The sequence below is a fragment of the Virgibacillus necropolis genome (assembly GCF_002224365.1).
Lineage (GTDB): Bacteria > Bacillota > Bacilli > Bacillales > Amphibacillaceae > Virgibacillus_F > Virgibacillus_F necropolis.
Genome location: NZ_CP022437.1, coordinates 1,337,076 through 1,359,607, shown reverse-complemented (window position 1 = coordinate 1,359,607; position 22,532 = coordinate 1,337,076). Strand labels below are relative to the sequence as shown.

Below are 22,532 nucleotides of genomic sequence, written 5' to 3'. Positions count from 1 at the left end.
AAAAACAGGTTAGTTCCTGTTACAATTCTGTTAACGTTTAAGGGGGGACTCCGGGCATGCAATTAAAAAAATATACGGATTACGCATTACGTGTTTTAATTTTTACTGGTACAAAAAGTGAGGGTAAACTTTCTAGTATAAAGGAAATTTCAGATACATTCTCTATTTCACAAAATCATTTAGGCAAAGTCGTATTTGAGTTAAATAAAAGTGGATATTTGGAAACAGTTCGTGGACGAAATGGTGGTATCCGCTTAGCATTCCCCCCTGAAGAAATGAATGTCGGGAAAATTGTTCGCCAATTCGAGGATGATTTTATAATTATGGAATGCTTTGATAAATCGAAAAATGAATGTGTTATCAGTCCAGCTTGTAAGTTAAAACATGCATTAAATGAAGCAGTACAAGCATTTTTACATGTACTTGACAGCTATACGATAAAAGATTTAATTACAAATCAAGGTCAACTAAAAAAATTGATGGGAATCGATTAAAAATGATTTAGCTGTTGTGCTATTTTCTTCGGTTTTTTCTCAGGTTAAGCTCCTATTGGAAAATTAACGTGCCCTTCTTCTCTAACATGTGCTTCAAATAGCTCCCTATAAATCTACAGGAGTATCATTATAGAAATATTCAGGCCTCACCTAGTCTTAATAGCGAATTGCGAAGCTTTTGTTATACAAAAAATCCTTAGAAGTTTTATGCTTTCTTTACGTGCAATGAAAAGAGATTTAAATTCCTTCACATCCCGTCAATCCGCTCATACACTATTCTAAAACATAGACAAAGGATTGATACAGAATGTTCTTTTATATGGGATTATTTCTTCTGGTTATTGCAGTTAGTTTAGATGGCTTTGGTGTAGGAGTTACGTATGGCATCAGGAAGATTCGCGTCCCGTTCTTTGCATTAATTATTATTATGCTATGTTCTGGAATCATTGTACTCGTATCCATGACAGTTGGAACATACCTCAGTACGTTCATTGAACCAGTGATAGCAGAGGGACTTGGTGGGGCAATTTTAATTGCAATTGGCTTTTATTGTTTACTAAATGTGGTACGCACCAAAATTAGTGATCAAAGCTTCATGAAAAATCAAAACAAAATACGTGAGGCTAACAGAATGGAAAAGTACAAAACTGTTCTAACCAAACCGCAACACGCGGATTTAGACCATTCTGGTTCTATCTCTGCTGCTGAGGCTTTATTGTTAGGTTCTGCCTTAGCGCTCGATGCATTTGGGGCAGGAATCGGAGCAGCTATGCTTGGCTACTCACCAATTGTAACCTCCATATTAATTGCATTGATGAGTGGATTATTTGTTTACAGTGGTATTCATGCAGGTATTTTCTTATCAACAAATAAATCCATGCAAAAGGTGACATTACTGCCACCACTGTTTTTAATCGCACTTGGTATATTCAATATCCTTTAATTTCTCCCACTTATCCCAGGGCAACATCCAAAATCATCATAACGGTGAATCCGACCATAAGTGTTAAGGATGCCAGATCTTTGTTGCCCTCTTCTTGGGAGCTTGGGATAACCTCTTCTACAACTACGAAAATCATTGCGCCAGCTGCAAAACTTAATGCATACGGAAGCATTGGTTCGATAAATGTAACCGCAAGGACACCAATTACAGCTGATATTGGTTCAACCAATCCAGAAAACTGTCCATACATAAAGCTTTTTTTTCGTGACATGCCATCACGTCTTAAAGGCATCGCAACTGCAACACCCTCAGGGAAATTCTGAATACCAATCCCTATTGCAAGTGCCATCGCGCTTGCCATCGACGCAGTTTCAAACCCTGCCGCAACTGCACCAAAGGCAACACCAATTGCCAGACCCTCTGGAATGTTATGCAACGTGATTGCCAAGACAAGTAATGTACTTCGCTTTTTCTTTTTCGGATTAATTCCTTCCGCACTTTCCATTTTCTGTCCTGGATGTAAATGAGGTAGGATTTTGTCCACGCTCCATAGGAAAAGTCCGCCGAGCATAAAGCCAATAGCAGCGGGAACCCAGATTGGTACTGGCCCATCTTCAGCCATCTCTAACGCAGGAGAAAGTAAGGACCAGAAGCTCGCTGCAATCATTACTCCACCAGCAAAACCCAGCATACTGTCCAGGAATTTCTGATTCATATTTTTTTGAGTAAAAACAAGTGCCGCTCCAAGCGCCGTCATTCCCCATGTGAACAACGTTGCTAATAAAGCTAGGATAATAGGGTCAAGATTTGCCAAGTAATCAAACATGTTTTTCATCCGCTCCGTTTAAAGTAAAAAATTATATATTGTTCTCCATTTTTATAATGCTTTTACCAATCCACCATCCACAATTAAGGATTGACCTGTAATATACGTATTTGCACCAGATGCTAAGAATACAACTGCTCTTGCGAATTCATCAGGTTGCCCATAACGATTCATCGGTACTTGTTGTTCTGCATTTGCTTTGATCTCATCGACAGGAATTCCTGAATCACCTGCTTTCCGCTGATTCAATTCACTGATCCGGTCTGTTTCAATTGTCCCTGGTCCAACCGTATTGATTAAGATATTATCCTCACCTAATTCTTGTGATAGGCTTTTTGCTAATCCGACAATTCCTGGACGCATCGTATTTGACAAAACCAAATTATCTAAACTCTGTTTGATTGATGATGAAGCGACGTTAACGATATGCCCTTGCTTTCGTTTCTTCATGAAAGGAATCACTTCACGTGTCGTACGGATAAAGCTTAACAAGTTTAACTCAAATGCATGATACCAATCATCATCGGACATATCCAAAAATTTCCCTGCAGGTGGTCCTCCCGCATTATTGATTAGTACATCAACTGTCCCGTTCCATTTTGTCGCTTTTTCTACCATGCCCTTAATAGCCTTAGGATCTTTCATATCACATATCGCATAATCAACATGTTCATTATTTGTTTCTTGTTTAATGGAGGCAACTGTTTCTCGTAATGTTTCTTCGCTTCTACTTGCTAATAGAACATGCGCTCCTTCACGTGCGAATTCCGTTGCAATAGCTCGACCGAGTCCTTTACTTGCGGCTGTTACGATAATCGATTTGTCTTTTAAAAATAAATCCATAGTGTGTTTACCCCTTTTCGATTTCTCTAACTATTATCCTTGTCTAAACGTACTTTTACAATTCTATCGGCTTATGTTTTTTTAAAATGATATTAGAAAACTTGGCTTATCGCCAAGCCTTAGTTGCACTTATGCAGTTAAGAAAGGATTTATACTTTCTTATCTGCAAAAATAAACACATATGTATGAAATGACGAAAGTAGTATGAACAAGTAGAAGTATTAAAAGATAAGGGAGTAGTCAATCAATAGTACTGGAAGGACTTGAATTAGAAGCTATTTTCTAAGTGTAGTTTGTTAAGGGCACGAGGAAATACATACTTAAATCCGTATTAGATACGGATTTAAGTATGATAGAACCTTTTTAATTCTTTGTTCCTTAATTTCCTGGAGGACGGTTAGTTCTATATTTGTTTTGATTCTTCATATCGTTCAGTTCTTTCTTGCTTTTGTTTTTCGTCTTTGTCTTGTCTTTTGCCATATAAATAACCTCCTTTTCGTTTAGCTTACCTAATTCCATTAAAAAGATGTAAGTTTTGAGCATCACCTTTCGTCGAGCAATAAGAAAAAGGATATCAAATGTATCCCTATTTAACCTGATAGTTAAATCCACGTTTTATAAAACATCGTTGTTATTTTGCTGCGCTTCCTGCACTTGTTGACGTGTATCGTGCAGTTGTTCAGAAGCTTGCTGAAATTGTGGGTTCTCAGTTGCTTCATTTCCTGCCTGCTCCCGCGCATTTTGCAATACCTGTTCTGCCTGTTGTAACTGCTGCTCTGCTTGTTGCAATAATTGAGCATCTGATCCTTGCGCTTGCAAAACAGCCTGCTGAGCCTCTTTTATTTGTTGACTGGCTTGTTGTAATCTCTGATGTAGGTTCTGTTCGACCATATAAATAACCTCCAATAATTTTTTTGTTTGATGAAAATCTATATATATTGTTCCTTAGATTTTTTGTATTATGTATTACTACTAACAAAGCGATATCTGAAAAAGGTTGGTCTACAACATTTCTGTAGACCAACCTAATTTACTACCATTGATGGATATTGTTTTGATTCTAGGTTCCACTCTCACATATTCCAGTGAAACCGTATCTCCTTACACAGTTTCTGATTCGGTTTCCGTTGAACTTTTTTCAATATACGTTAACGTTTTACCTGAAAGTCCGAATAAAATCGTTAAAATCGGTGATAACAGACAGAAGAAGGCAAATGGGAGATATGCTAAGGTTGATACACCTAATGTAGTCGTAATAAACACGCCACACACACTCCATGGAACGAGCGGATTGACAACTGTTCCAGCATCCTCTGCGACACGTGATAGGTTTTTATTTGCGAGACCTACTTTGGCAAATCGAGACTGATATGCCTCACCTGTTAATAAAATCGATAAATACTGCTCCCCAATAAGAACGTTAATACCGATTGCTGTAAACGCTGCAGCTGCAATGACTGATCCAACTTTTTTCAGCATACTTTCGATTGACTCTAGTAATCGTGGAACAATCCCGAGCTTAAACAACAACCCACCAAGACTTAACGCGAGTAACACAATACCGATTGTGAACATCATGCTACTTAGTCCACCACGCGTTAACAATGCATCAATTTCTTCAATTCCTGTTTCAGAAACATAACCACCAAATAGTACGCCGAGCAAGTTTTTCAATGGAATGAACCCGTTAATGTATGCCATCACAATCGCACTTGCAGCCCCACCTGCTAGCGTTAATAAAGCAGGTACCTTCATAATGGAAAAAATCACTAAAACCGCCACTGGAATGAATCCGTTATACCACGTAACAAGCCCTGTATCGAGCAACCCCTGTTGAAATGTTTCCATTTTAGTAAAGCTTGTATCCGTAATTTCCGGCGAAATAATAGCAAAAATAAACAAGGTTATCACAAATGCTGGAATGGTGGTCCATGCCATATTGCGAATATGGTCAAACAAGTCCACCTTCAAAATAGAAGATGCCATATTTGTTGTATCAGATAATGGTGACATTTTATCCCCAAAAAACGCACCAGATACAATCGCACCTGCTGTTACCGCTAACGAAACATCGGCAGCAGTAGCAATTCCGATAAACGCCAGACCCGCAGTTGCGACCGTCGTCAAGGAGCTTCCCACACAAATTCCAACAACTGACGTCACCACAAACACAATGCTCAAGAAATAGTTCGGTGTAACCAGTTCAAATCCTCCGTAAATTAACGAAGGAATCGTTCCACCTATCATCCAAGCGGCTATCAAAATACCAATAAAGAAAAAGAGGAATACTGCCCCCATTCCTGCTTTTGCCCCTTCAGTAATTCCGTCCTCTATTGTTTGATAGGATAGACGCTTAATCAGGCCATAAATGACTAAAAGAAGTAGTGCAAATACAAGCGGAATATGTGGTGCCGCTTCAAAATAAATGATTCCAAAACTAATTACGGCTAAAACCGCTATGGTCATAAACAATGCTTCGATTAATGATGGCTTTTGAACAGCTTTTATTCGGTACATAAGAAATTCTCCTTTGATTGTATAATTGTCGATTGTTTTTTCCTAAGATAGAGAGTTTCCGTAGCTGTTGATTGATTATTATTTTCCTTTACGGTGAAGGATGAATTGCCATGTCTGCTAATCCATCCATCACCCCCACAATTGCCTCGTTCATACTTGGATGTAGATAAGAGGGAAAACGTAAATCCTCATCTCGTGCCACCATTTCCAGTGCTGTCCCCCCTCTACTAACCAGTTCAACTGCTCCAGCACCGATTATATGAAAACCTAATAATAAATCTTTCTCTTCATCTTTATTGACAGATACTATACCAGATTTTTCACCAGAAATCATTGCATAACTATTTCCACTTAACAATGTTTGACTTGTTTTAATTATCTAGCATTCAATCATTTTTCAGGTATCATTCCAAACTTGTCAAAAAAAATGAAACCCATACCATGGCTTTTACCACCATGGTATGGGTGCATATAACAAATTAGTCGTTTGGACGTTCTTTTAATTCTTCGCCATTTTTACCTTCAAAACGAAGCCCCCAGCCTGTAATCGCTGCAATTAGCATAATGACAACTAAGAACCAGCCTTGGAATACATATGGAAATACAGCAGTAGGTGATACGACTGGTAACCATTCGTACGTTTCCGTCATCAATTTAATTGTCGACCAACCTAATAGTACTGGTGCACCCCAAGGAAAAATGTATCCAAGTGCTGATGTTACCGCATCAAGCATGTTTGCCCGACGATAACGATGAATTTTATATTTCTCCCCCAGTTCTTTTACAAAAGGAGCTGCTGCGATTTCGGCTGCTGTATTAATCGTAATCGCACTGTTTAATAGTGCAACAATACTCCAGATAGCAAGCTCGGCGCGTCGAACAGAATTCTTGATCCACTTTATCATTAGACCAGTGATTGCATCCATCGTTCCACCTAGCTTCAATAAATGCGCAGCCGCAACAATGAGCAAAATCAGTATTGCCATATTCATGTAGCCCATTACACCTTCGACAAGTGCACCAGTAATTACGGTATCAGATTCAGAATCAAAACTGATAATATCAGCAAATTTCCCAAGACTAGTAAAGACGATTAATGGTATTGCCGATAAAATACCCCATGTTAACGATGTCATCAAATGCTGCCCCGTTAAAGCTAAAATAAGTACAATTGCAAAAGGAAGCAACATAATTAAACCAGCTGGATTACTGTCATCCATAATACTTGCAGCCACATCAGAACTTCCGACGCCATTATCGCCACCACCACCGAATATTGCGAATAATATGGTAGAAGGAATTGCTGCCATTATTGAATATTTAAACCGACTTCGCACAACTCCAGGCACGTCCGCTTCTTGCGTTGTTGCAGAAACAATCGTAGTATCTGAAACCGGTGCTAAGTTATCACCAAAAACAGCCCCAGCCAAAATTGCTGCGAACATCATAACAGGATCAGCGCCAACTGCTATTCCTGCAGGATACATCAACGTACAAAATGCTACTGTTGTTCCGTATCCAGTTCCAACTGCTGTTGAAAAAACGGCTGCTAGTAAAAATGTCATGGCAACAAATAAACCACCAGTTAAACCAGTAATTCCTCCAAGCCATACAAGTCCTTCCACAAGTCCTCCAACCTGCAAAATCTGTGCAAACATACCTGCATAGAACCATGCAACGATTGCTACAACCCCAACAGGCTGTGCTAGTCCATCAAATAAACCCTGTGCATAGTCCCCCCACTTACTTTTACTAAAAAATAAACCTAGTGTTATACCAATTAGCGCGCCCATCACTAGACCTACTTCAGATGAAAGCTTCATCACACTAGTAGTAATTGCCCATACGACAAAAAATACTAATGGAACAGCTGCTCCAAATGCTCCAAATCTGAAATCTAATTTTTGAATGCGCTTACTTCCTTTTGTACGAGCTAACTCTTCTTCTGCTGAAGTCATCATTCTCCTCCTTGTCGTTGTCCTGGTACCAGCTAAACTAAAAACAGTCATCAAGTTGATGACTGTTCACTAAAACTTCTTATTTATACTTTATCATAATTTATTAAGTTTAGAAATTATTTATTTATTAGCAAAAAAAGCCTCAGCTTTTTCTAAAAATTTCTCCTGATCTGGCGTTAAATCATATTCTTCTTCTATCGCATCAACTGGGCAAACTGCTTTACATGCGCCACAATCGATACAAATATCTGGGTCTATGTAAAATTGATCCTTGCCTTCTTCTATGCAATCCACTGGACATACACTGACACATTCTGCTGATTTTTCTGGGCCACACGGGTCCAATATTACAAAAGCCACCAGCTTTCCCTCCTTAAAAAATCCAAGCTAATTCTATTTAATAATAGAAGGGACTAGAATTTCAAGTACCCTGCTTATTTTTGAAAATATAAATGATAATGCAATGAACATTCGGAATTAAATTTAGCATGACAGATTGGACAAATCGAACCACATTCCAAATATTCCTGAATGGTAAGTTCTGTTCCACATGACCCACACAACACCGCAAATTGATCAAACATGGATTTAGGCCAAACCTGCAAACTTCCACAACCATACTCTTCGTGACATTTGTAACAAGGATAATACTCGCCGCAACAATAAAATTTTATTGCTATTCGATCTTTTTCCGTATGGTAATGCTTACAACGTGTTTCATTATCAATTGCACCGATTACGTTCATCGAAACCCCTCCATCTTTTATGATAAATTAAGATGGATCATCTTTGCAAACTTATAGTGTGTGTTCAAAAAGTCAGCAAATTAGAAACAAGAAGTTCAAGGCGCGAAGATTTTGAGGACCGGAACGTATGCTTTTAATACGTGAGGACCGGAAAAACTTCGCAACGAAGAAATTCGCCGTTTATCATTTGGTGACTTTTTGAACATCCTCTTATAGTGAATTGTATGAACTTGACATTTATTAGTAATAGTGTATAATAAAGTAGTTAGATTTTGTAATATATAAAGTTAAGATATTGGCATTCTACGCAATATTTTTTTAGAACACTTATTCACACTGGCGCGACTAAAGGGTCGCAAGGACGTAAAAGCAGGTAGGGTTTACGTTGCTTAAGTTAGTGGAACAATTACCGCGGTAATGAAAGCAATGCACTTTCAATGGAAATTATTCTCCCTTTATAGAGGGATGGAAAATTAAATCAAGACTTTATGTTACGTAATGAATCGGAGGGGTACTCTTACTATGAGGGTGCCCCTTTTCCAATACATATATAAAACCTAAGTACTGGTACAGTGGCGTATGGACTCGGGCTGACCTGTGCAAAATAAAAAACAGACCAGAATAGAAGGAAGGTAAAATAATGAGTGACTTAGTTATTGGCACAATCCAAAGCATGAATGTACTTCGAAAAATTGATACGGGATATGTACTGAATAAAGACATGTCAGAAGCACTTTTACACCATAACGAAACCTCAGAAGAATTAAAAGAAACTCAAAAAATTGATGTGTTTTTATATACCGATAAAAAAGGTCAGATTATTGCAACAACAAAGCTTCCAACCATAGAGCGGGATGTATTTGGCTGGGCAGAGGTCGTTGAGGTAGTTAAAAATCTTGGCGTTTTCGTCAACATTGGGACCACAAAAGAGATTCTTGTATCAACCGACGATTTACCGCTGTATGAGGATGTTTGGCCAGCAGTTGGGGACAAGCTGTATGTTACACTCGGCACAGATCGAAAAGGACGCCTTCTTGCACTTCCTGGGTCAGAAGGAATTCTTGAAATTGAATGTGTAGACGCACCTGTAGAAGTATTAAATCAAACCCTAAACGGACGTGTTTATCGAACTAGTAGAGAAGGTACGGTTATTCTCACGGAAGAAAACTATCGCGGATTTATTCACCACACTGAACGTAAAACGGAACCAAGACTCGGTGAGTGGGTTTCAGCTCGTGTCATTGAAGTGAAAGCTGACGCAAGCTTAAACATGTCACTTCGCCCACTGAAACAACACGGCATGATTGATGATGCAGACGCTATTTTGAATCACCTAAAGGAAAATGATGGTGTCATTCCATTCGGCGATAAAAGCGATCCAGATGATATTTTAGGAACATTTAACATCAGTAAATCAGCTTTTAAACGTGCACTAGGCAAGTTAATGAAAGAAGGCAAAATTGAACAACATGATGGCAAGACCCATCTTAAAAAATAATCTCGCAAACACCTGCATATTGGCAGGTGTTTTTATTTTGACCTTATTCTTACATACGAAACCCGTAACTCTAGCGAGTGAGTTTATCAGGGATTTTTTTAATTCATCATGATTTGCCAACTATTCAAACTTGCCAACCGCCTCGCATGGATAGTGTACAAACGTTAAGCTCCGACTCTTGACTATTTACCTTTTATAAATTAAGATATTAAAGGCATTAATTCTTATAAAAATACTTGGATTTAAAAATAGAGGAGGAAATAATCATGAAGAAAAAGGTTGTACTCTCGTTTCTTGCACTAGGTTTTATTCTTATACTTACAGCTTGTGGCTCTAATGAAGAGAGTTCTAGTAATGGCGAAAGTAGCTCAAATTCTGAAAGCAAAAATTTGTACAAAAGTATACAGGATAAAGGTAAAATACTTATCGGAACAGAAGGAACCTATCCACCGTTTACCTTTCATAACGAAGAAGGCGATCTTACTGGTTTTGACGTAGAAATTGCTCGCGAAGTAGCTGATCGCATCGGCGTAAAGGCAGTATTTAAAGAAACAAAATGGGACTCTATGTTTGCAGGATTGAACTCTGGGCGTTTTGATATGATTGCAAACCAGGTTGGAATCACGCCAGAACGTAAGGAAAAATATTTATTTTCAGATCCTTACACACAGTCATCTGCCGTACTGGTAACACATAAAAATAACAATGACATTAAAAGCTTTGAAGATATCAAAGGCGTTCCATCTGCACAGTCATTAACAAGTAACTATGCAAATATCGCAAAAGAATATGGTGCTGATGTGACATCTGTTGAAGGTTTTAAAGAGGCTATGCAGCTTATCGCATCAAAACGTGTTGAAGCAACAATTAATGATCGATTATCGGTTCTGGATTTTTTAAATACACAAAAAGATGCACCGATTAAAATCGTGGACCGTGAAGAAGATGCATCACAAACTTCATTCGCCTTCCGTAAGGGTAGTGAAAAATTGATTGAGGCTGTCAATAAAGCACTAGCTGAAATGAAGGAAGATGGCACATATCTAGAAATTTCTCAAAAATGGTTTGGCGAAGATGTATCTAAATAATATTTTTACAAGCCCAGAAATGCAACAGGAATACCTAGATATCTTTATAAGCTCCCTTTGGCCATTGATCCAGGGAGCTTTAATCTATACTATTCCATTAGCCTTAATCACATTTGTTATCGGACTCATTTTAGCTGTATTAACTGCACTAGCACGTTTGTCAGGCATCAAACCATTACAATGGATTGCCCGTTTTTATGTTTCCATTTTACGAGGAACACCTCTACTTGTTCAATTATTTATTATATTTTTCGGCCTACCTACTATCGGGATTACCATTGATTCCTTTACAGCAGCAATCATAGGATTTTCTTTAAGCGTTGGAGCATACGGATCCGAAATTATCCGTGCTGCATTATTATCAATCCCTAAAGGCCAGTGGGAAGCGGGTTTTTCTATCAGCATGACATATACACAAGCACTACGACGCATCATTCTGCCACAGGCGACACGTGTATCTATACCACCTTTATCAAATTCATTTATTAGTCTGGTAAAAGATACATCACTTGCGTCGACGATAATCGTTGCGGAAATGTTTCGGAAAGCACAGGAAATTGCTGCCCAAAACTATGAATTTTTGCTTGTCTATTCAGAAGCCGCGTTGATCTATTGGGTGATATGTATGATACTTTCTTTTGCCCAAGGACGAATCGAACGAAAATTAGATCGCTATATCGCAAAATAGGAGGTTATCATGTTATCTGTTACAGATTTACACATTCAATTTGGTGAACTAGAGGTACTAAAAGGACTTGATTTAAAACTTGAAAAAGGAAAAGTTATTGTAGTCATAGGACCATCAGGCTCGGGAAAAACAACTTTTCTTCGTTGCTTAAATGCATTGGAAACACCAAATAAAGGCATTATTACTATCAATAATCAAAAGGTAGACTTTCAGACCACCACGAGAAAAAAAGAGATACGGGAATTGCGAAAACAAACAGGTATGGTTTTTCAAACACACAATCTATTCCCTCATTTCACAGCTACGGAGAACGTGATGGAAGGGCTCGTTACAGTTAAAAAAATGAAAAAAAACCAAGCTCGAAAAATTGCTCAAGAACTTTTGACTAAAGTAGGTCTTGGTGAGAAAATTGATGTGTATCCTTACCAACTGTCTGGTGGACAGCAGCAACGAGTCGGAATTGCGCGCGCACTAGCGATGGATCCACAGCTCATTTTATTCGACGAACCTACGTCAGCACTAGATCCAGAGCTAGTTGGTGAAGTTCTAAAGGTAATGCAAGATTTAGCTGAAGAAGGTATGACAATGGTCGTTGTCAGCCATGAAATGAAATTTGCCAAAGAAGCGGCTGATGAGGTACTATTTATGGATAATGGTGTAATCGTTGAACGCGGAAAGCCAACTGACATTTTCAACGATCCCCAACACGATAGAACAAAACAATTTTTAAATAAACTGCAATAAAAGGCTGACATATATGTTAGTCTTTTATTGCGGAAAATAATAACTAAACGAAAGGAACTAGGTATGCTTAGACCACTTAGTAAAGACTTTTACAACCAACCAACACTAGACCTGGCAAAAGCACTACTCGGGTGTCAGCTCATCAAGGAAACTCCAGAAGGCAGTGCGTCAGGAATAATTGTGGAAACAGAGGGATACATGGGACCAGATGATCAGGCCGCACACAGTTTTGGCAACAGGCGCACCAAACGAACCGAAATCATGTTTGGCGAACCTGGTATCACGTATACCTATTCCATGCATACACATTGTCTTGTTAACGTAGTCAGTGGAGCAATCGGTCGACCTGAGGCAGTTTTAATCAGAGCCGTTGAACCCGTTACAGGGCAAGAATTAATGGCGGAAAGAAGGCCAAAAGCAAAGAATCAATTCCAATGGACAAATGGACCTGGTAAACTAACAAAAGCACTCGGTATCACAATGTCTGACTATGGTCATCCACTAAATAAAGCCCCCCTTCAAATTGCGGAGGGACAGCAGATTGACGACACACAAATAGTAACTGGACCACGAATTGGTATCCATAATTCGGGCGAAGCGGTGCATTATCCATGGCGCTTTTATGTAAAAGGAAGCAAATTCATCTCAAAATAAAGGTGAGACTCTTCTATATTAGCGAAGTCTCACCTTTTATCAATTTCTTCGCTCATTTCCTCATATGCCTCTAAAAAATGTACGTATGTTGCCTTCCCAAATCTTTCTTCATTTTCACCAAAAAATTTTTCATACGTTTGGTCCCGTGCTTCATCAAGCGAGCAACCTAGCGTATTCATTCGCAACTTAAAGTAGGATTGGAAATAGTCCCTACTTAATGTGGCGCTATTTTTAATGACCATCCATACTCCTCCTTCTTTATATTGAACAAATAAAGTGAATCACTGATTTTCAATTACTAACTTAGTATCTACTAAACAAAGAATCTGAAATATGTACATCTTTACAAAACAGGAAACCACTCAGTATATTGGGTGGTTTCCACTTTTTATCAGTATACTTTTATAAGATTGAAATAATCCAACCAATTACTACGATAGCACCAATAACCATTAAAATTGTACGAAGCATGTTAATCATCCTTTCTTTTTCCAGTAACCTATAAGCATATATTATAAATTACCCAGACTTGATGATTTATAAACCACACTATTTTTGTATGCTGAATCTCCTAATTTTATGCTACTTTTGAATTTCAAATAAGTCATCTAACTTGCTAGACATATATGCATGACAGTCTTCTACTCCAATGTTATAAAATAATGGCGCAAGCTCCTCGATGAAAAAATCCACGATTAATAATGAGGCGAGATTTCCAATATCCTCTCCACGTTCCTTTTCAAAATAGCCTTTAATCAAACCAGCCATGTCATCCTTTTGTTCCTTAGTTAGCTCAAATTTTTGTTTCATTTAAAATCTCCTTTAAAAAAATCAATTGTCTTCATTATAACAAAAATATCCTATTACATTCCGAAACGGCGTCAAAAAGCAGGAATCCAATCTTTACTGTCGAATAAAACAAAGTATACAAGGAGGGGTTATATGCAGACATTTGAAAACTATACATACGAACGTCCGAATCTAGAAAAGGAAAAGAGCGCGTTCGCTGAATTACTTAATACATTTAAAAAAGCTTCTACAATAGAGGAAGCAAACGATGCAATTAACGAAATCAACAAATTCCGTAATCGGTTATCGACACTTTCCAACCTGGTTTATATCCGAGCATCTATTGATACAAACGATGAATTTTATCAAAAAGAACGTGATTTCTTTGACGACATTGAGCCAGAAATCAAGTCGTTAAATACAGATTTTTACAAGGAGTTAGTTGTATCTGCTTATCGCGAGGATTTAGAAAAACAATGGGGCGAGCAACTATTTGAAATTGCAAACTTTGAAATTAAATCATTTGATCCCAAAGTTATCAAGTTGCTTCAAAAAGAAAATAAGTTAACATCTGAGTACTCGAAACTAGTTGCTTCGGCTGAAGTTGCTTTCCAAGGAAAAACGTTAACGCTCGCGCAGCTTGGTCCATATGCACAGGACAAGGATCGCGAGACACGTAAAAAGGCAACCGAAGCGAGCTCAGGATTTTTTGCCCAGCATTCCGAGAAATTTGATGGCCTTTACGATCAACTCGTAAAAACACGTCATGAAATCGCAACCACACTCGGCTATAAAAACTTTGTGGAGCTGGGGTATATTCGTATGCTTCGTATCGATTATGACGCTGAGATGGTTACTGTTTTCCGTAAACAGGTAAGAGATTCGATCGTACCTCTTGTAACCAGGCTATATGATAAACAGGCGGAACGAATCGGTGTTGATTCCTTAAAAAACTATGATGAATCATTCAAATTTAAGTCCGGAAATGCCGATCCTAAAGGCACGCCCGAATGGATTATTGAGAATGGCAAAAAAATGTATGAAGAATTATCACCAGAAACAAATAAATTCTTCCATTATATGTTGGATCGTAATTTAATGGATCTTGAAGCAAAAAAAGGAAAAGAAGCTGGCGGATACTGCAGTTTTATTGATGATTACCAGTCGCCTTTTATTTTTGCAAACTTTAATGGAACATCAGGTGATGTAGATGTTCTGACACACGAAGCGGGACATGCATTTCAAGTTTATGAGAGCCGACATATTGGTATTCCTGAATATAGCTTTCCGACCCTTGAAGCAGCGGAAATTCACTCAATGAGCATGGAATTTTTCACATGGCCGTGGATGGAATTATTTTTCCATGATGATACGGAAAAATATAAATACTCTCATTTAGCGGATGGTTTACAGTTCTTACCATATGGCGTTGCAGTCGATAAATTCCAGCATCTTGTTTATGAAAATCCAGAGTGGACTCCAGAAGAGCGAAACCAAGCATGGAAGAAGCTTGAAGAAACCTATTTACCACATCGGGATTATGATGGAAATGATTATTTAGAATCAGGAAGGTTTTGGCAACGTCAAGGTCATATTTACGATGTACCGTTTTATTACATTGACTACACCCTCGCACAAATTTGTGCATTCCAATTCTGGAAGCGCGCACAAGAGGATCACAAGGAAGCATGGAATGATTACATTAAGCTTTGTCAGCTAGGTGGGCAAAAAGCATTTCTAGGGCTAGTAGAATCGGCAAACCTGCGATCACCGTTTAAAGAAGGAACGGTTGAATCTGTAGTAGACACAATTGAAGAGTGGCTTGATTCAGTAGATGATAAAGCACTATAAAGTGAAACTTCATTCAGTGGGGGTTTTACTGCCCGTCAAACTGCGATAAAAAAATAACCGCTACCTCCTTCATCAGAGGTTAGCGGTTATTTACTTCCTATTACTCACACGGCCAACTTGCCCATCCTCAAGACGAACCTTAATCCCGTGTGGATGATAGGATGATTTTGTTAATAAATCTTTTACAATGCCATTAGTCAGTTGACCAGTACGTTGGTCTTTCTTTAACACAATATCAACTTCAAGCCCAGGCTTTACCTGATCTCGATATCTTCCATCTACTGTCATGCCATACGATCCTCTCTATTAAAAGCTAGTTACATTATACATGACAGATTCAATTACTTCATCCACTCTGGCTTACCAAATCCTTTAGAGACTTGACTGATAATTTCACCAACTATTTTCGGAAGAGATTTAATTTTCCAATTCTATTAACCGCTTCCGCTAGGCGATCTTCGCTAGCTAACAACCCTATTCGCACATAGCCTTCACCAGCCGAGCCAAAACCATTTCCAGGTGCGGTAACAACGTGCGCTTTTTCTAGTAACAAATCAGCAAATTCTTCTGAAGTATAGCCATCAGGAACTGGCAGCCAAGCAAAAAATGTCCCCTTTGGTGCCTCAACCTTCCAACCAATTTCATTTAGTTTTTCGATAAAGCTATTTCTACGTTCTTCGTATGTCGTCACTAATTTTTGTACTGCTGCCTGATCACTATTCAGTGCACTCGCCGCAGCTTGTTGAATTCCACCAAACAAGCTAACGTGTACATGATCCTGAATTAAATTTATGCTCTCAACTACTGATTGGTTCCCGATTGCAAACGCTACCCGCCAGCCAGCCATATTATATGTTTTCGATAACGTGTACATCTCGATTCCAATGTTCTTTGCCCCTTCTGACTGCAAGAAACTTTGTGGCTTTTCCCCATCAAACCCAATCGCACCATACGCAAAATCATGCAACACACAGATACCGTGTTGTTTTGCAACCTCAACAGTTTCATCGAAGAATTCCTTTGTAGCAGTCGCTGACGTCGGGTTATTTGGGTAATTTAAAAACATTAATTTCGCTCGGTTTAATGCATCATCTCGAATCTGACCGTAATCAGGCAAAAAATTATTCTCCACAAGAAGTGGCATCATTTCCGTTTTTGCATCCGCGAGCGCAATACCTGACATATAATCTGGATAGCCTGGATCAGGTAACAATGCCGTATCACCCGGATTTAACAGGCATTGGCTCAGCTCAACAAGGCCAGATTTCGAGCCAAACATAATGGCAACCTCAGTTTCTGGATCCACCACAACCCCATACTCTCTTTTGTAAAAGTCAGCCATCGCTTGTTTAGCATATGCAAAACCCTGAAACGGCGAATATTTATGATTGATTGGATTTTCTGCCGCACCTTGTAAAGATTCAACAATATGTTCAGGTGTAGGCAAATCTGGATTCCCTTGCCCTAAGTTAATCACGTCGTGTCCCTCACTTTGCAGTTGCTGCACTTTTTTTACAAGCTTCGCAAAAAACTGTTCAGGCAAACGCTTTAATGCCTCAGATTGTTCAAACCTATGCACATCGCTCACTCCCCAATTCTGATAATTGTTACTAATAATAGCCTCTGATTAGTGGTTTGTAAAGGAAGAAAAATGCAACACCATCTCAGATATCTTTCTAATGATAATACAACCAACATATCCACATTTTAGATAAAAGTGTACTATTATGGTACTATTACAAGATAATAAAAAAGGTAAGGAGATCAACAATGACATACAATACACTATTTCTAGATATAGATGGGACAATTTTGCGACCTGATCACACAGTTATGGACTCTACAAAAGATGCAATTGAACAAGTTAAAAAACAGGGTGTCGAGGTCTTTCTCTCAACAGGGCGCCCACTCCATGAAATTTACGATTTGGCTGAAGAACTAACGATTGATTCTTTTATTGGATATAACGGTGCATTTGCGACCTATCAAAACGAAACGGTAGTAGATGAACCAATGGATACTAGTACCATTGAACATTTCCTGGAAACAGTCGACCAACACAACCATGAGATTGTCGTTTATACAAGCAAGAAAAATTATTACTCAACACCCAATTCACCCGCTACAAAAGCATTTATTAATGCGTTTCTTCTAAAGGAAAATGATCAAATAACGCCAGATATAAAAAATGATATTTTAAGTATGACGTTGATTAATATTAACGATGATGATCTTGCCCTTTATTCCATAGATGAAAACTTATATCTTTCACCAGTGAACGTTGGCGGAATTAATAATTGCTATGATGTCATTCGGAAAAACGTCAACAAAGGAGAGGCAATCAAAACCGTCCTTAAGAAATTAAACCGCAAAAAAGAAGATGCAATTGCATTTGGTGATGGCATGAATGACAAAGAAATGCTTGAAACCGTTGGAGAGGGTTTTGCTATGGGGAACGCCCACCCAGACTTGTTTGCTTATGCCAAAAACCGTACAACTACCGTATCCGATTCAGGAATTTTTAATGGATTAAAGCAGCTTGGATTAGTAGAGTAAACAAGTTATCGAAACTGAGGAATCAAGGGTATACTAACTTTAAGTCAAATCAATGTTAAACGGAGGAATCATGCTAACTTTTGAAGAAAAATTATCCATCATTAACAATTTTCCCGAACTAGAACGAAAAGATATATCAATGGGACGCGTAAATTTTCATTATGAAAAGAGCGCTTTGGACAAAAAAATCGTCGTTCAACACTTACATCCAAATGGCAACGGTTTTGTATATACAAAAAACGTAGGCGATTATGAAACAGATAATAAAGGGATGACCAATATCCGTAATTACACAGAAAGTGAACTGATTGACGTGATCCAACAAGCTATTCATTCCCTTTCACCAGAAGCAAACGCTGAAGAAATTCCAGATGAGGAACACTGGGTAAATGCGAACGAACAGACTTTATTACTAGTTTATGAAGACGGCTTGTGGAATGTATACGCAGGGCAAAATCTTGATGGCTCTTTTCATTCCTATAAACAAGCCACACAGTTTTTAGATGAAGAAGGATTTAACAAAGAGTATTAACAACAAAAACTGGGCCAAATTAGCCCAGTTTTTGTTCTATATGGTTTACTTAAAAACTTTAGTTGCTTCAACAGCTTTCTTCCATCCTTCATAAAGTTCATTACTTTTTTCTTCATCTAATTCATTCGTAAACGTACGTTCATTTTTCCATTGTGTAGCGATTTCTTCTTTACTTTCCCAGTACCCAACAGCAAGTCCTGCCAAGTATGCTGCACCGAGTGCCGTAGTTTCTTGCACAACTGGACGTTCAACTGGCACACCTAGAATATCGCTCTGGAATTGCATAAGAAAGTTATTCTTAACTGCTCCCCCATCAACTCGCAATGTTTTTAAATCAATACCTGAATCAGCAATCATAGCATCCAGCACATCTTTCGTTTGATAAGCAAGCGATTCTAACGTTGCGCGAATAAAGTGTTCCTTCGTTGTTCCACGTGTAAGCCCAAACACTGCACCACGTGCTTCACTATCCCAATGTGGTGTACCGAGTCCAACAAAAGCAGGTACGACATATACACCATCTGTCGATTTCACCTTTAACGCATACTCTTCACTTTCTGGCGTATTATTAATAAGTTTCAACCCGTCACGAAGCCATTGAATTGCTGATCCGGATACAAAAATACTACCTTCCAGCGCATACTCTACTTTACCATCAACACCCCAGGCTAATGTGGTCAACAACCCATTATCAGATGCTACACCTTTTGCGCCTGTGTTCATTAACATAAAGCCACCTGTACCATACGTATTTTTTGCCATACCTTTCTCAAAACACGCTTGACCAAACAGTGCTGCTTGCTGATCACCAGCAATACCCGCAATCGGAACCTCATGGCCAAAGAAATGATAATCTACCGTTTCACCGTATACTTCAGAAGATTGACGTACCTCTGGCAACATACTTTTTGGAACCGTTAAGATCTCGAGCAATTCATCATCCCATTTTAAATCGTATATATTAAACATTAGCGTTCTAGATGCATTCGAGTACTCTGTAATATGTTTTTTTCCACCAGTTAGCTTATAAACAAGCCACGTATCCATCGTTCCAAATAATAAATCTCCATTATCGGCTTTTTCTCTAGCACCTTCTACGTTATCAAGTATCCATTTTACTTTTGTACCTGAGAAATATGGATCTAGTAACAAACCTGTTTTTTCTCTAAATAAATCATTATAATTCTCTTCCCGAAGTTCCTTACAAATAGCTTCGGTTTGGCGTGATTGCCATACAATCGCTTTGTATATTGGTTTTCCAGTATGTTTATCCCATACAACTGTTGTTTCACGCTGATTGGTAATACCAATCCCAGCAATTTGGCTTGGTTCTACATCAGCTTTACGCAGAACTTCTGCTATGCATGCAAGAACAGATGTCCAAATTTCGTTTGCATCATGTTCAACCCAACCAGGCTTTGGAAAGAATTGCTCAAATTCCCTTTGCGCAGTTTCTACGATTTCCCCATCATGGTTAAAAAGAATCGCACGTGAACTTGTTGTACCTTGATCTAATGATAAAATAAATTGATTACGCATTGTAACCTCTCCCTTAACTTATTTTTTCTTCAAATTGATCAGCAACCGTTTCCTTCTTTTTAAGCTCAGAACTAGTTGCACCAACTACTATTACAGCCATTACTACACTTAGCACCCAAAATGAAACAGAATAATCAGCAGTAAATATTGCTTTATAAAACAAAGCGCCATAAATACCACCAAGAACTGGTCCAACAACAGGAATCCATGCATATTTCCAATTAGACCCACCCTTACCTGGGATTGGAAGAATCGCATGTGCGATCCTTGGACCAAGGTCACGTGCTGGATTAATTGCATAACCCGTCGTTCCACCTAGAGACATACCAATTGCGATGATTAATGCACCCACAATTAATGGGTTTAAACCTTCCGTGAATTCATTCGCACCTATAAACATTAGGCCCATTACAAGAACAAATGTACCGATAATTTCACTAACTAAGTTTGAAAAAGGACTACTGATAGCAGGATCTGTAGCAAACACGCCTAGCTTTGCTGCTTGATCTTTTGTTTCCTTCCAATGTGGTAAATAATTCAAGAAAACAATAGCCGCACCTATAATGGCACCAATGATTTGTGCGCTAATGTACATCGGTACTTTGGACCAAGGGAACTCACCAGCTGCAGCAAAGCCCAACGTTACAGCAGGATTAATATGCGCACCTGTAAAACTACCAACTGCATAAACGCCCATTGTGACAGCAAGACCCCATCCTATCGTAATAACTATCCAACCAGAATCCTCCGCTTTCGACTTCTTTAACACTACACCACCAACAACACCTGCACCAAAAATGATAAGTATCATTGTACCAATCAATTCAGCTAAAAACTCTGATTCTGACATACTAGCACTCCTTTTCAAGTATATGTTTCCCATCTGTTTACTACAAGTAAATCTCATTAGAAAACTTGGCTTATCGCCAAGCCTTAATGACGAAAGCCTTAGTTGCACTTATGCAGTAAGAAAGGATCTATACTTTCTTAACTGCAAATAAAAAGACCCACACTCAAATAGTGTACTTTACATAGGAAAGTACCGTTTGTAGTGTGGGTCTCCAAATCTCAGGCCACGAAAATTAACTTGTACATTAAATTTAACGCAAATTGGAAACGCTGTCAATCAATTTTTTTATAATTGTTAAAATATGTTTATAGTGCGTGTTCAAAAAGTCGGCAAATTAGAAACAAGGTCGACAAAGAACGCAACGTCCTGTGCGTCAAGTTCGAGGCGGCGTAGGTTTGAGGATCGGAATGTAGGCTATTCCTACATGAGAACCGGAAAAACAAGCCAACGAAAAAATTCGCCGTTTATCATTTGGTGACTTTTTGAACATCCTCTTATACACATGGCTCTGTTTAGTCAGTAACATTAGCGATTATACCTTACAAATCTGTAAGCTTCTCGTAAGGAAAACACATAGGATAATCCCTTCAAGATAGATAAACTAGCAATAGATTAATTTACAGGAGGTAATAAAATGAGTAAGGCAGTTGTAAACGTTAAAAACGTTCGTAAAACTTTTGGTAAAAAAAATGAAAACCAGTTCCAGGCATTAGATGGTGTTTCATTTGATATACAGGCAGGAGAGTTCGTAGGAATTATGGGGCCGTCTGGTGCTGGTAAAACAACCTTATTAAATGTTATTTCCACCTTGGATAAACCAACAGGTGGCACAATAGAAATCGCTGGAACTGATATCACAACAATGAAACAAGGACAATTAGCTGATTTTCGATCTGAGCAATTAGGTTTTATTTTTCAAGACTTCAATTTATTAGAGAACCTAACCATCTATGAAAATATTGCACTTCCATTGTCACTGCAAGGTGTCTCTTCGAAAAAAATTAAGCCAAGCGTTTTAAAAGTAGCGGAAAAACTGGGCATCCAGGCTATCTTGGATAAATATCCTGTCACCGTTTCTGGTGGGCAAAAGCAACGAGCAGCTGCAGCACGAGCATTGGTGCACGAGCCTGCCATTATTTTAGCGGATGAACCTACTGGGGCGCTTGATTCGAAAAATGCTAAAGACTTAATGAAAGCAATGGTTCATTTAAATACAAACCATGATGTGTCCATTATGTTAGTTACCCATGACCCACTTAGTGCAAGTTATTGTGAGCGTATTTTATTTATTCAAGACGGATCGTTATATAAAGAAATTAGACGTGCTGGAAGTAGAAATGAATTTCATCAGGAGATTCTTCATGTGCTCGCTGAATTTGCGTCGCCACACGAAATGGAGTAGAAAGGAGGTTATGA

Annotated in this window: 25 protein-coding genes; 11 read left to right on the top strand and 14 right to left on the bottom strand. The window is 38.5% G+C overall.

Features of this window, described 5'->3' with window-relative positions; genetic code table 11:
- Nucleotides 1-56 precede the first annotated feature (56 nt).
- Both CFK40_RS06250 and ytaF read left to right on the top strand, forming a co-directional pair.
- Nucleotides 57-494: an Rrf2 family transcriptional regulator gene (locus CFK40_RS06250; protein ID WP_089531498.1), complete on the top strand. Its 438-nt coding sequence runs from the start codon at nt 57-59 to the stop codon at nt 492-494.
- A 307-nt stretch (nt 495-801) separates the two neighbouring features.
- Nucleotides 802-1,437: a sporulation membrane protein YtaF gene (ytaF, locus tag CFK40_RS06245; protein ID WP_089531497.1), complete on the top strand. Its 636-nt coding sequence runs from the start codon at nt 802-804 to the stop codon at nt 1,435-1,437.
- A 10-nt stretch (nt 1,438-1,447) separates the two neighbouring features.
- On the opposite strand, the gene CFK40_RS06240 is transcribed toward ytaF, so the two are convergent.
- From CFK40_RS06240 to CFK40_RS06205, 8 genes are all read right to left on the bottom strand, one after another.
- Nucleotides 1,448-2,263, bottom strand: coding sequence for a ZIP family metal transporter (locus CFK40_RS06240; protein ID WP_089531496.1), 816 nt, complete (start codon nt 2,261-2,263; stop codon nt 1,448-1,450).
- Nucleotides 2,264-2,314: 51 nt separating this feature from the next.
- Nucleotides 2,315-3,106, bottom strand: a complete 792-nt coding sequence (locus tag CFK40_RS06235; RefSeq protein WP_089531495.1) for an SDR family oxidoreductase — start codon at nt 3,104-3,106, stop codon at nt 2,315-2,317.
- 615 nt (nt 3,107-3,721) lie between these two features.
- Entirely contained in the window at nt 3,722-3,997 is a 276-nt protein-coding gene (locus CFK40_RS06230) for a hypothetical protein (protein WP_089531494.1), read from the bottom strand.
- A 210-nt stretch (nt 3,998-4,207) separates the two neighbouring features.
- Nucleotides 4,208-5,623 carry a Na+/H+ antiporter NhaC gene (nhaC, locus tag CFK40_RS06225; RefSeq protein WP_089531493.1) on the bottom strand — a complete coding sequence of 472 codons (1,416 nt, stop codon included), beginning with the start codon at nt 5,621-5,623 and terminating at the stop codon, nt 4,208-4,210.
- 88 nt (nt 5,624-5,711) lie between these two features.
- On the bottom strand, nt 5,712-5,957 hold the full coding sequence (locus tag CFK40_RS06220) for a hypothetical protein (protein WP_089531492.1): 246 nt from the start codon (nt 5,955-5,957) through the stop codon (nt 5,712-5,714).
- A gap of 145 nt (nt 5,958-6,102) precedes the next feature.
- Nucleotides 6,103-7,584, bottom strand: a complete 1,482-nt coding sequence (locus tag CFK40_RS06215; protein ID WP_405196571.1) for a Na+/H+ antiporter NhaC family protein — start codon at nt 7,582-7,584, stop codon at nt 6,103-6,105.
- A gap of 117 nt (nt 7,585-7,701) precedes the next feature.
- A complete protein-coding gene (locus CFK40_RS06210; RefSeq protein WP_089531490.1) occupies nt 7,702-7,941 on the bottom strand; it encodes a DUF362 domain-containing protein in 240 nt (79 codons plus the stop codon).
- A 74-nt stretch (nt 7,942-8,015) separates the two neighbouring features.
- A complete protein-coding gene (locus CFK40_RS06205) occupies nt 8,016-8,327 on the bottom strand; it encodes a CHY zinc finger protein (RefSeq protein ID WP_089531489.1) in 312 nt (103 codons plus the stop codon).
- Nucleotides 8,328-8,967: 640 nt separating this feature from the next.
- Here CFK40_RS06205 and CFK40_RS06200 point away from each other — a divergent pair.
- The 5 genes from CFK40_RS06200 to CFK40_RS06180 all read left to right on the top strand — a co-directional run bounded on the left by CFK40_RS06200 (nt 8,968) and on the right by CFK40_RS06180 (nt 12,999).
- A complete protein-coding gene (locus CFK40_RS06200) occupies nt 8,968-9,825 on the top strand; it encodes a CvfB family protein (RefSeq protein ID WP_089531488.1) in 858 nt (285 codons plus the stop codon).
- Between the two features lie 266 nt (nt 9,826-10,091).
- Nucleotides 10,092-10,913 (top strand): amino acid ABC transporter substrate-binding protein, encoded by an 822-nt coding sequence (locus tag CFK40_RS06195; RefSeq protein ID WP_089531487.1) that lies wholly within the window; start codon nt 10,092-10,094, stop codon nt 10,911-10,913.
- On the top strand, nt 10,900-11,601 hold the full coding sequence (locus CFK40_RS06190; RefSeq protein WP_089531486.1) for an amino acid ABC transporter permease: 702 nt from the start codon (nt 10,900-10,902) through the stop codon (nt 11,599-11,601). Before CFK40_RS06195 ends, CFK40_RS06190 begins: the two co-directional genes overlap by 14 nt.
- 9 nt (nt 11,602-11,610) lie before the next feature.
- Nucleotides 11,611-12,345, top strand: a complete 735-nt coding sequence (locus CFK40_RS06185; RefSeq protein WP_089531485.1) for an amino acid ABC transporter ATP-binding protein — start codon at nt 11,611-11,613, stop codon at nt 12,343-12,345.
- 63 nt (nt 12,346-12,408) lie between these two features.
- Entirely contained in the window at nt 12,409-12,999 is a 591-nt protein-coding gene (locus CFK40_RS06180) for a DNA-3-methyladenine glycosylase (RefSeq protein WP_089531484.1), read from the top strand.
- 29 nt (nt 13,000-13,028) lie between these two features.
- Here the strand turns inward: CFK40_RS06180 and CFK40_RS06175 are convergent, their stop codons facing one another.
- Both CFK40_RS06175 and CFK40_RS06170 read right to left on the bottom strand, forming a co-directional pair.
- On the bottom strand, nt 13,029-13,241 hold the full coding sequence (locus CFK40_RS06175) for a hypothetical protein (RefSeq protein ID WP_089531483.1): 213 nt from the start codon (nt 13,239-13,241) through the stop codon (nt 13,029-13,031).
- A gap of 340 nt (nt 13,242-13,581) precedes the next feature.
- Complete coding sequence (locus CFK40_RS06170) at nt 13,582-13,809, bottom strand: DUF2164 domain-containing protein (protein ID WP_089531482.1); 228 nt, start codon at nt 13,807-13,809, stop codon at nt 13,582-13,584.
- A 132-nt stretch (nt 13,810-13,941) separates the two neighbouring features.
- On the opposite strand from CFK40_RS06170, the gene CFK40_RS06165 reads away from it, so the two are divergent.
- On the top strand, nt 13,942-15,639 hold the full coding sequence (locus CFK40_RS06165) for a M3 family oligoendopeptidase (protein WP_089531481.1): 1,698 nt from the start codon (nt 13,942-13,944) through the stop codon (nt 15,637-15,639).
- A 90-nt stretch (nt 15,640-15,729) separates the two neighbouring features.
- Here the strand turns inward: CFK40_RS06165 and CFK40_RS06160 are convergent, their stop codons facing one another.
- Nucleotides 15,730-15,927 carry a YwbE family protein gene (locus tag CFK40_RS06160; protein ID WP_089531480.1) on the bottom strand — a complete coding sequence of 66 codons (198 nt, stop codon included), beginning with the start codon at nt 15,925-15,927 and terminating at the stop codon, nt 15,730-15,732.
- 112 nt (nt 15,928-16,039) lie between these two features.
- Nucleotides 16,040-17,218: a pyridoxal phosphate-dependent aminotransferase gene (locus CFK40_RS06155; RefSeq protein WP_089531479.1), complete on the bottom strand. Its 1,179-nt coding sequence runs from the start codon at nt 17,216-17,218 to the stop codon at nt 16,040-16,042.
- A gap of 191 nt (nt 17,219-17,409) precedes the next feature.
- Between CFK40_RS06155 and CFK40_RS06150 the strand changes: the two genes are divergently transcribed.
- Nucleotides 17,410-18,195, top strand: a complete 786-nt coding sequence (locus CFK40_RS06150; protein WP_089531478.1) for an HAD family hydrolase — start codon at nt 17,410-17,412, stop codon at nt 18,193-18,195.
- 70 nt (nt 18,196-18,265) lie between these two features.
- Nucleotides 18,266-18,727 carry a hypothetical protein gene (locus CFK40_RS06145; RefSeq protein WP_089531477.1) on the top strand — a complete coding sequence of 154 codons (462 nt, stop codon included), beginning with the start codon at nt 18,266-18,268 and terminating at the stop codon, nt 18,725-18,727.
- Between the two features lie 45 nt (nt 18,728-18,772).
- Here CFK40_RS06145 and glpK read toward each other — a convergent pair whose 3' ends face one another.
- On the bottom strand, nt 18,773-20,266 hold the full coding sequence (gene glpK / locus CFK40_RS06140; RefSeq protein ID WP_089531476.1) for a glycerol kinase GlpK: 1,494 nt from the start codon (nt 20,264-20,266) through the stop codon (nt 18,773-18,775).
- Nucleotides 20,267-20,279: 13 nt separating this feature from the next.
- A complete protein-coding gene (locus CFK40_RS06135) occupies nt 20,280-21,116 on the bottom strand; it encodes an MIP/aquaporin family protein (RefSeq protein ID WP_089531475.1) in 837 nt (278 codons plus the stop codon).
- Nucleotides 21,117-21,750: 634 nt separating this feature from the next.
- Here CFK40_RS06135 and CFK40_RS06130 point away from each other — a divergent pair.
- Nucleotides 21,751-22,518, top strand: a complete 768-nt coding sequence (locus CFK40_RS06130; protein WP_089531474.1) for an ABC transporter ATP-binding protein — start codon at nt 21,751-21,753, stop codon at nt 22,516-22,518.
- Nucleotides 22,519-22,532 lie beyond the last annotated feature (14 nt).

Excerpts from the sequence above, each read along its gene's own strand:
- CFK40_RS06250 (WP_089531498.1), top strand. The coding sequence starts at position 57 with ATGCAATTAAAAAAATATACGGATTACGCATTACGTGTTTTAATTTTT.
- ytaF (WP_089531497.1), top strand. The coding sequence starts at position 802 with ATGTTCTTTTATATGGGATTATTTCTTCTGGTTATTGCAGTTAGTTTA.
- CFK40_RS06240 (WP_089531496.1), bottom strand. The coding sequence starts at position 2,263 with ATGTTTGATTACTTGGCAAATCTTGACCCTATTATCCTAGCTTTATTA.
- CFK40_RS06235 (WP_089531495.1), bottom strand. The coding sequence starts at position 3,106 with ATGGATTTATTTTTAAAAGACAAATCGATTATCGTAACAGCCGCAAGT.
- CFK40_RS06230 (WP_089531494.1), bottom strand. The coding sequence starts at position 3,997 with ATGGTCGAACAGAACCTACATCAGAGATTACAACAAGCCAGTCAACAA.
- nhaC (WP_089531493.1), bottom strand. The coding sequence starts at position 5,623 with ATGTACCGAATAAAAGCTGTTCAAAAGCCATCATTAATCGAAGCATTG.
- CFK40_RS06220 (WP_089531492.1), bottom strand. The coding sequence starts at position 5,957 with ATGATTTCTGGTGAAAAATCTGGTATAGTATCTGTCAATAAAGATGAA.
- CFK40_RS06215 (WP_405196571.1), bottom strand. The coding sequence starts at position 7,584 with ATGATGACTTCAGCAGAAGAAGAGTTAGCTCGTACAAAAGGAAGTAAG.
- CFK40_RS06205 (WP_089531489.1), bottom strand. The coding sequence starts at position 8,327 with ATGAACGTAATCGGTGCAATTGATAATGAAACACGTTGTAAGCATTAC.
- CFK40_RS06200 (WP_089531488.1), top strand. The coding sequence starts at position 8,968 with ATGAGTGACTTAGTTATTGGCACAATCCAAAGCATGAATGTACTTCGA.
- CFK40_RS06195 (WP_089531487.1), top strand. The coding sequence starts at position 10,092 with ATGAAGAAAAAGGTTGTACTCTCGTTTCTTGCACTAGGTTTTATTCTT.
- CFK40_RS06190 (WP_089531486.1), top strand. The coding sequence starts at position 10,900 with ATGTATCTAAATAATATTTTTACAAGCCCAGAAATGCAACAGGAATAC.
- CFK40_RS06185 (WP_089531485.1), top strand. The coding sequence starts at position 11,611 with ATGTTATCTGTTACAGATTTACACATTCAATTTGGTGAACTAGAGGTA.
- CFK40_RS06180 (WP_089531484.1), top strand. The coding sequence starts at position 12,409 with ATGCTTAGACCACTTAGTAAAGACTTTTACAACCAACCAACACTAGAC.
- CFK40_RS06175 (WP_089531483.1), bottom strand. The coding sequence starts at position 13,241 with ATGGTCATTAAAAATAGCGCCACATTAAGTAGGGACTATTTCCAATCC.
- CFK40_RS06170 (WP_089531482.1), bottom strand. The coding sequence starts at position 13,809 with ATGAAACAAAAATTTGAGCTAACTAAGGAACAAAAGGATGACATGGCT.
- CFK40_RS06165 (WP_089531481.1), top strand. The coding sequence starts at position 13,942 with ATGCAGACATTTGAAAACTATACATACGAACGTCCGAATCTAGAAAAG.
- CFK40_RS06160 (WP_089531480.1), bottom strand. The coding sequence starts at position 15,927 with ATGACAGTAGATGGAAGATATCGAGATCAGGTAAAGCCTGGGCTTGAA.
- CFK40_RS06150 (WP_089531478.1), top strand. The coding sequence starts at position 17,410 with ATGACATACAATACACTATTTCTAGATATAGATGGGACAATTTTGCGA.
- CFK40_RS06145 (WP_089531477.1), top strand. The coding sequence starts at position 18,266 with ATGCTAACTTTTGAAGAAAAATTATCCATCATTAACAATTTTCCCGAA.
- glpK (WP_089531476.1), bottom strand. The coding sequence starts at position 20,266 with ATGCGTAATCAATTTATTTTATCATTAGATCAAGGTACAACAAGTTCA.
- CFK40_RS06135 (WP_089531475.1), bottom strand. The coding sequence starts at position 21,116 with ATGTCAGAATCAGAGTTTTTAGCTGAATTGATTGGTACAATGATACTT.
- CFK40_RS06130 (WP_089531474.1), top strand. The coding sequence starts at position 21,751 with ATGAGTAAGGCAGTTGTAAACGTTAAAAACGTTCGTAAAACTTTTGGT.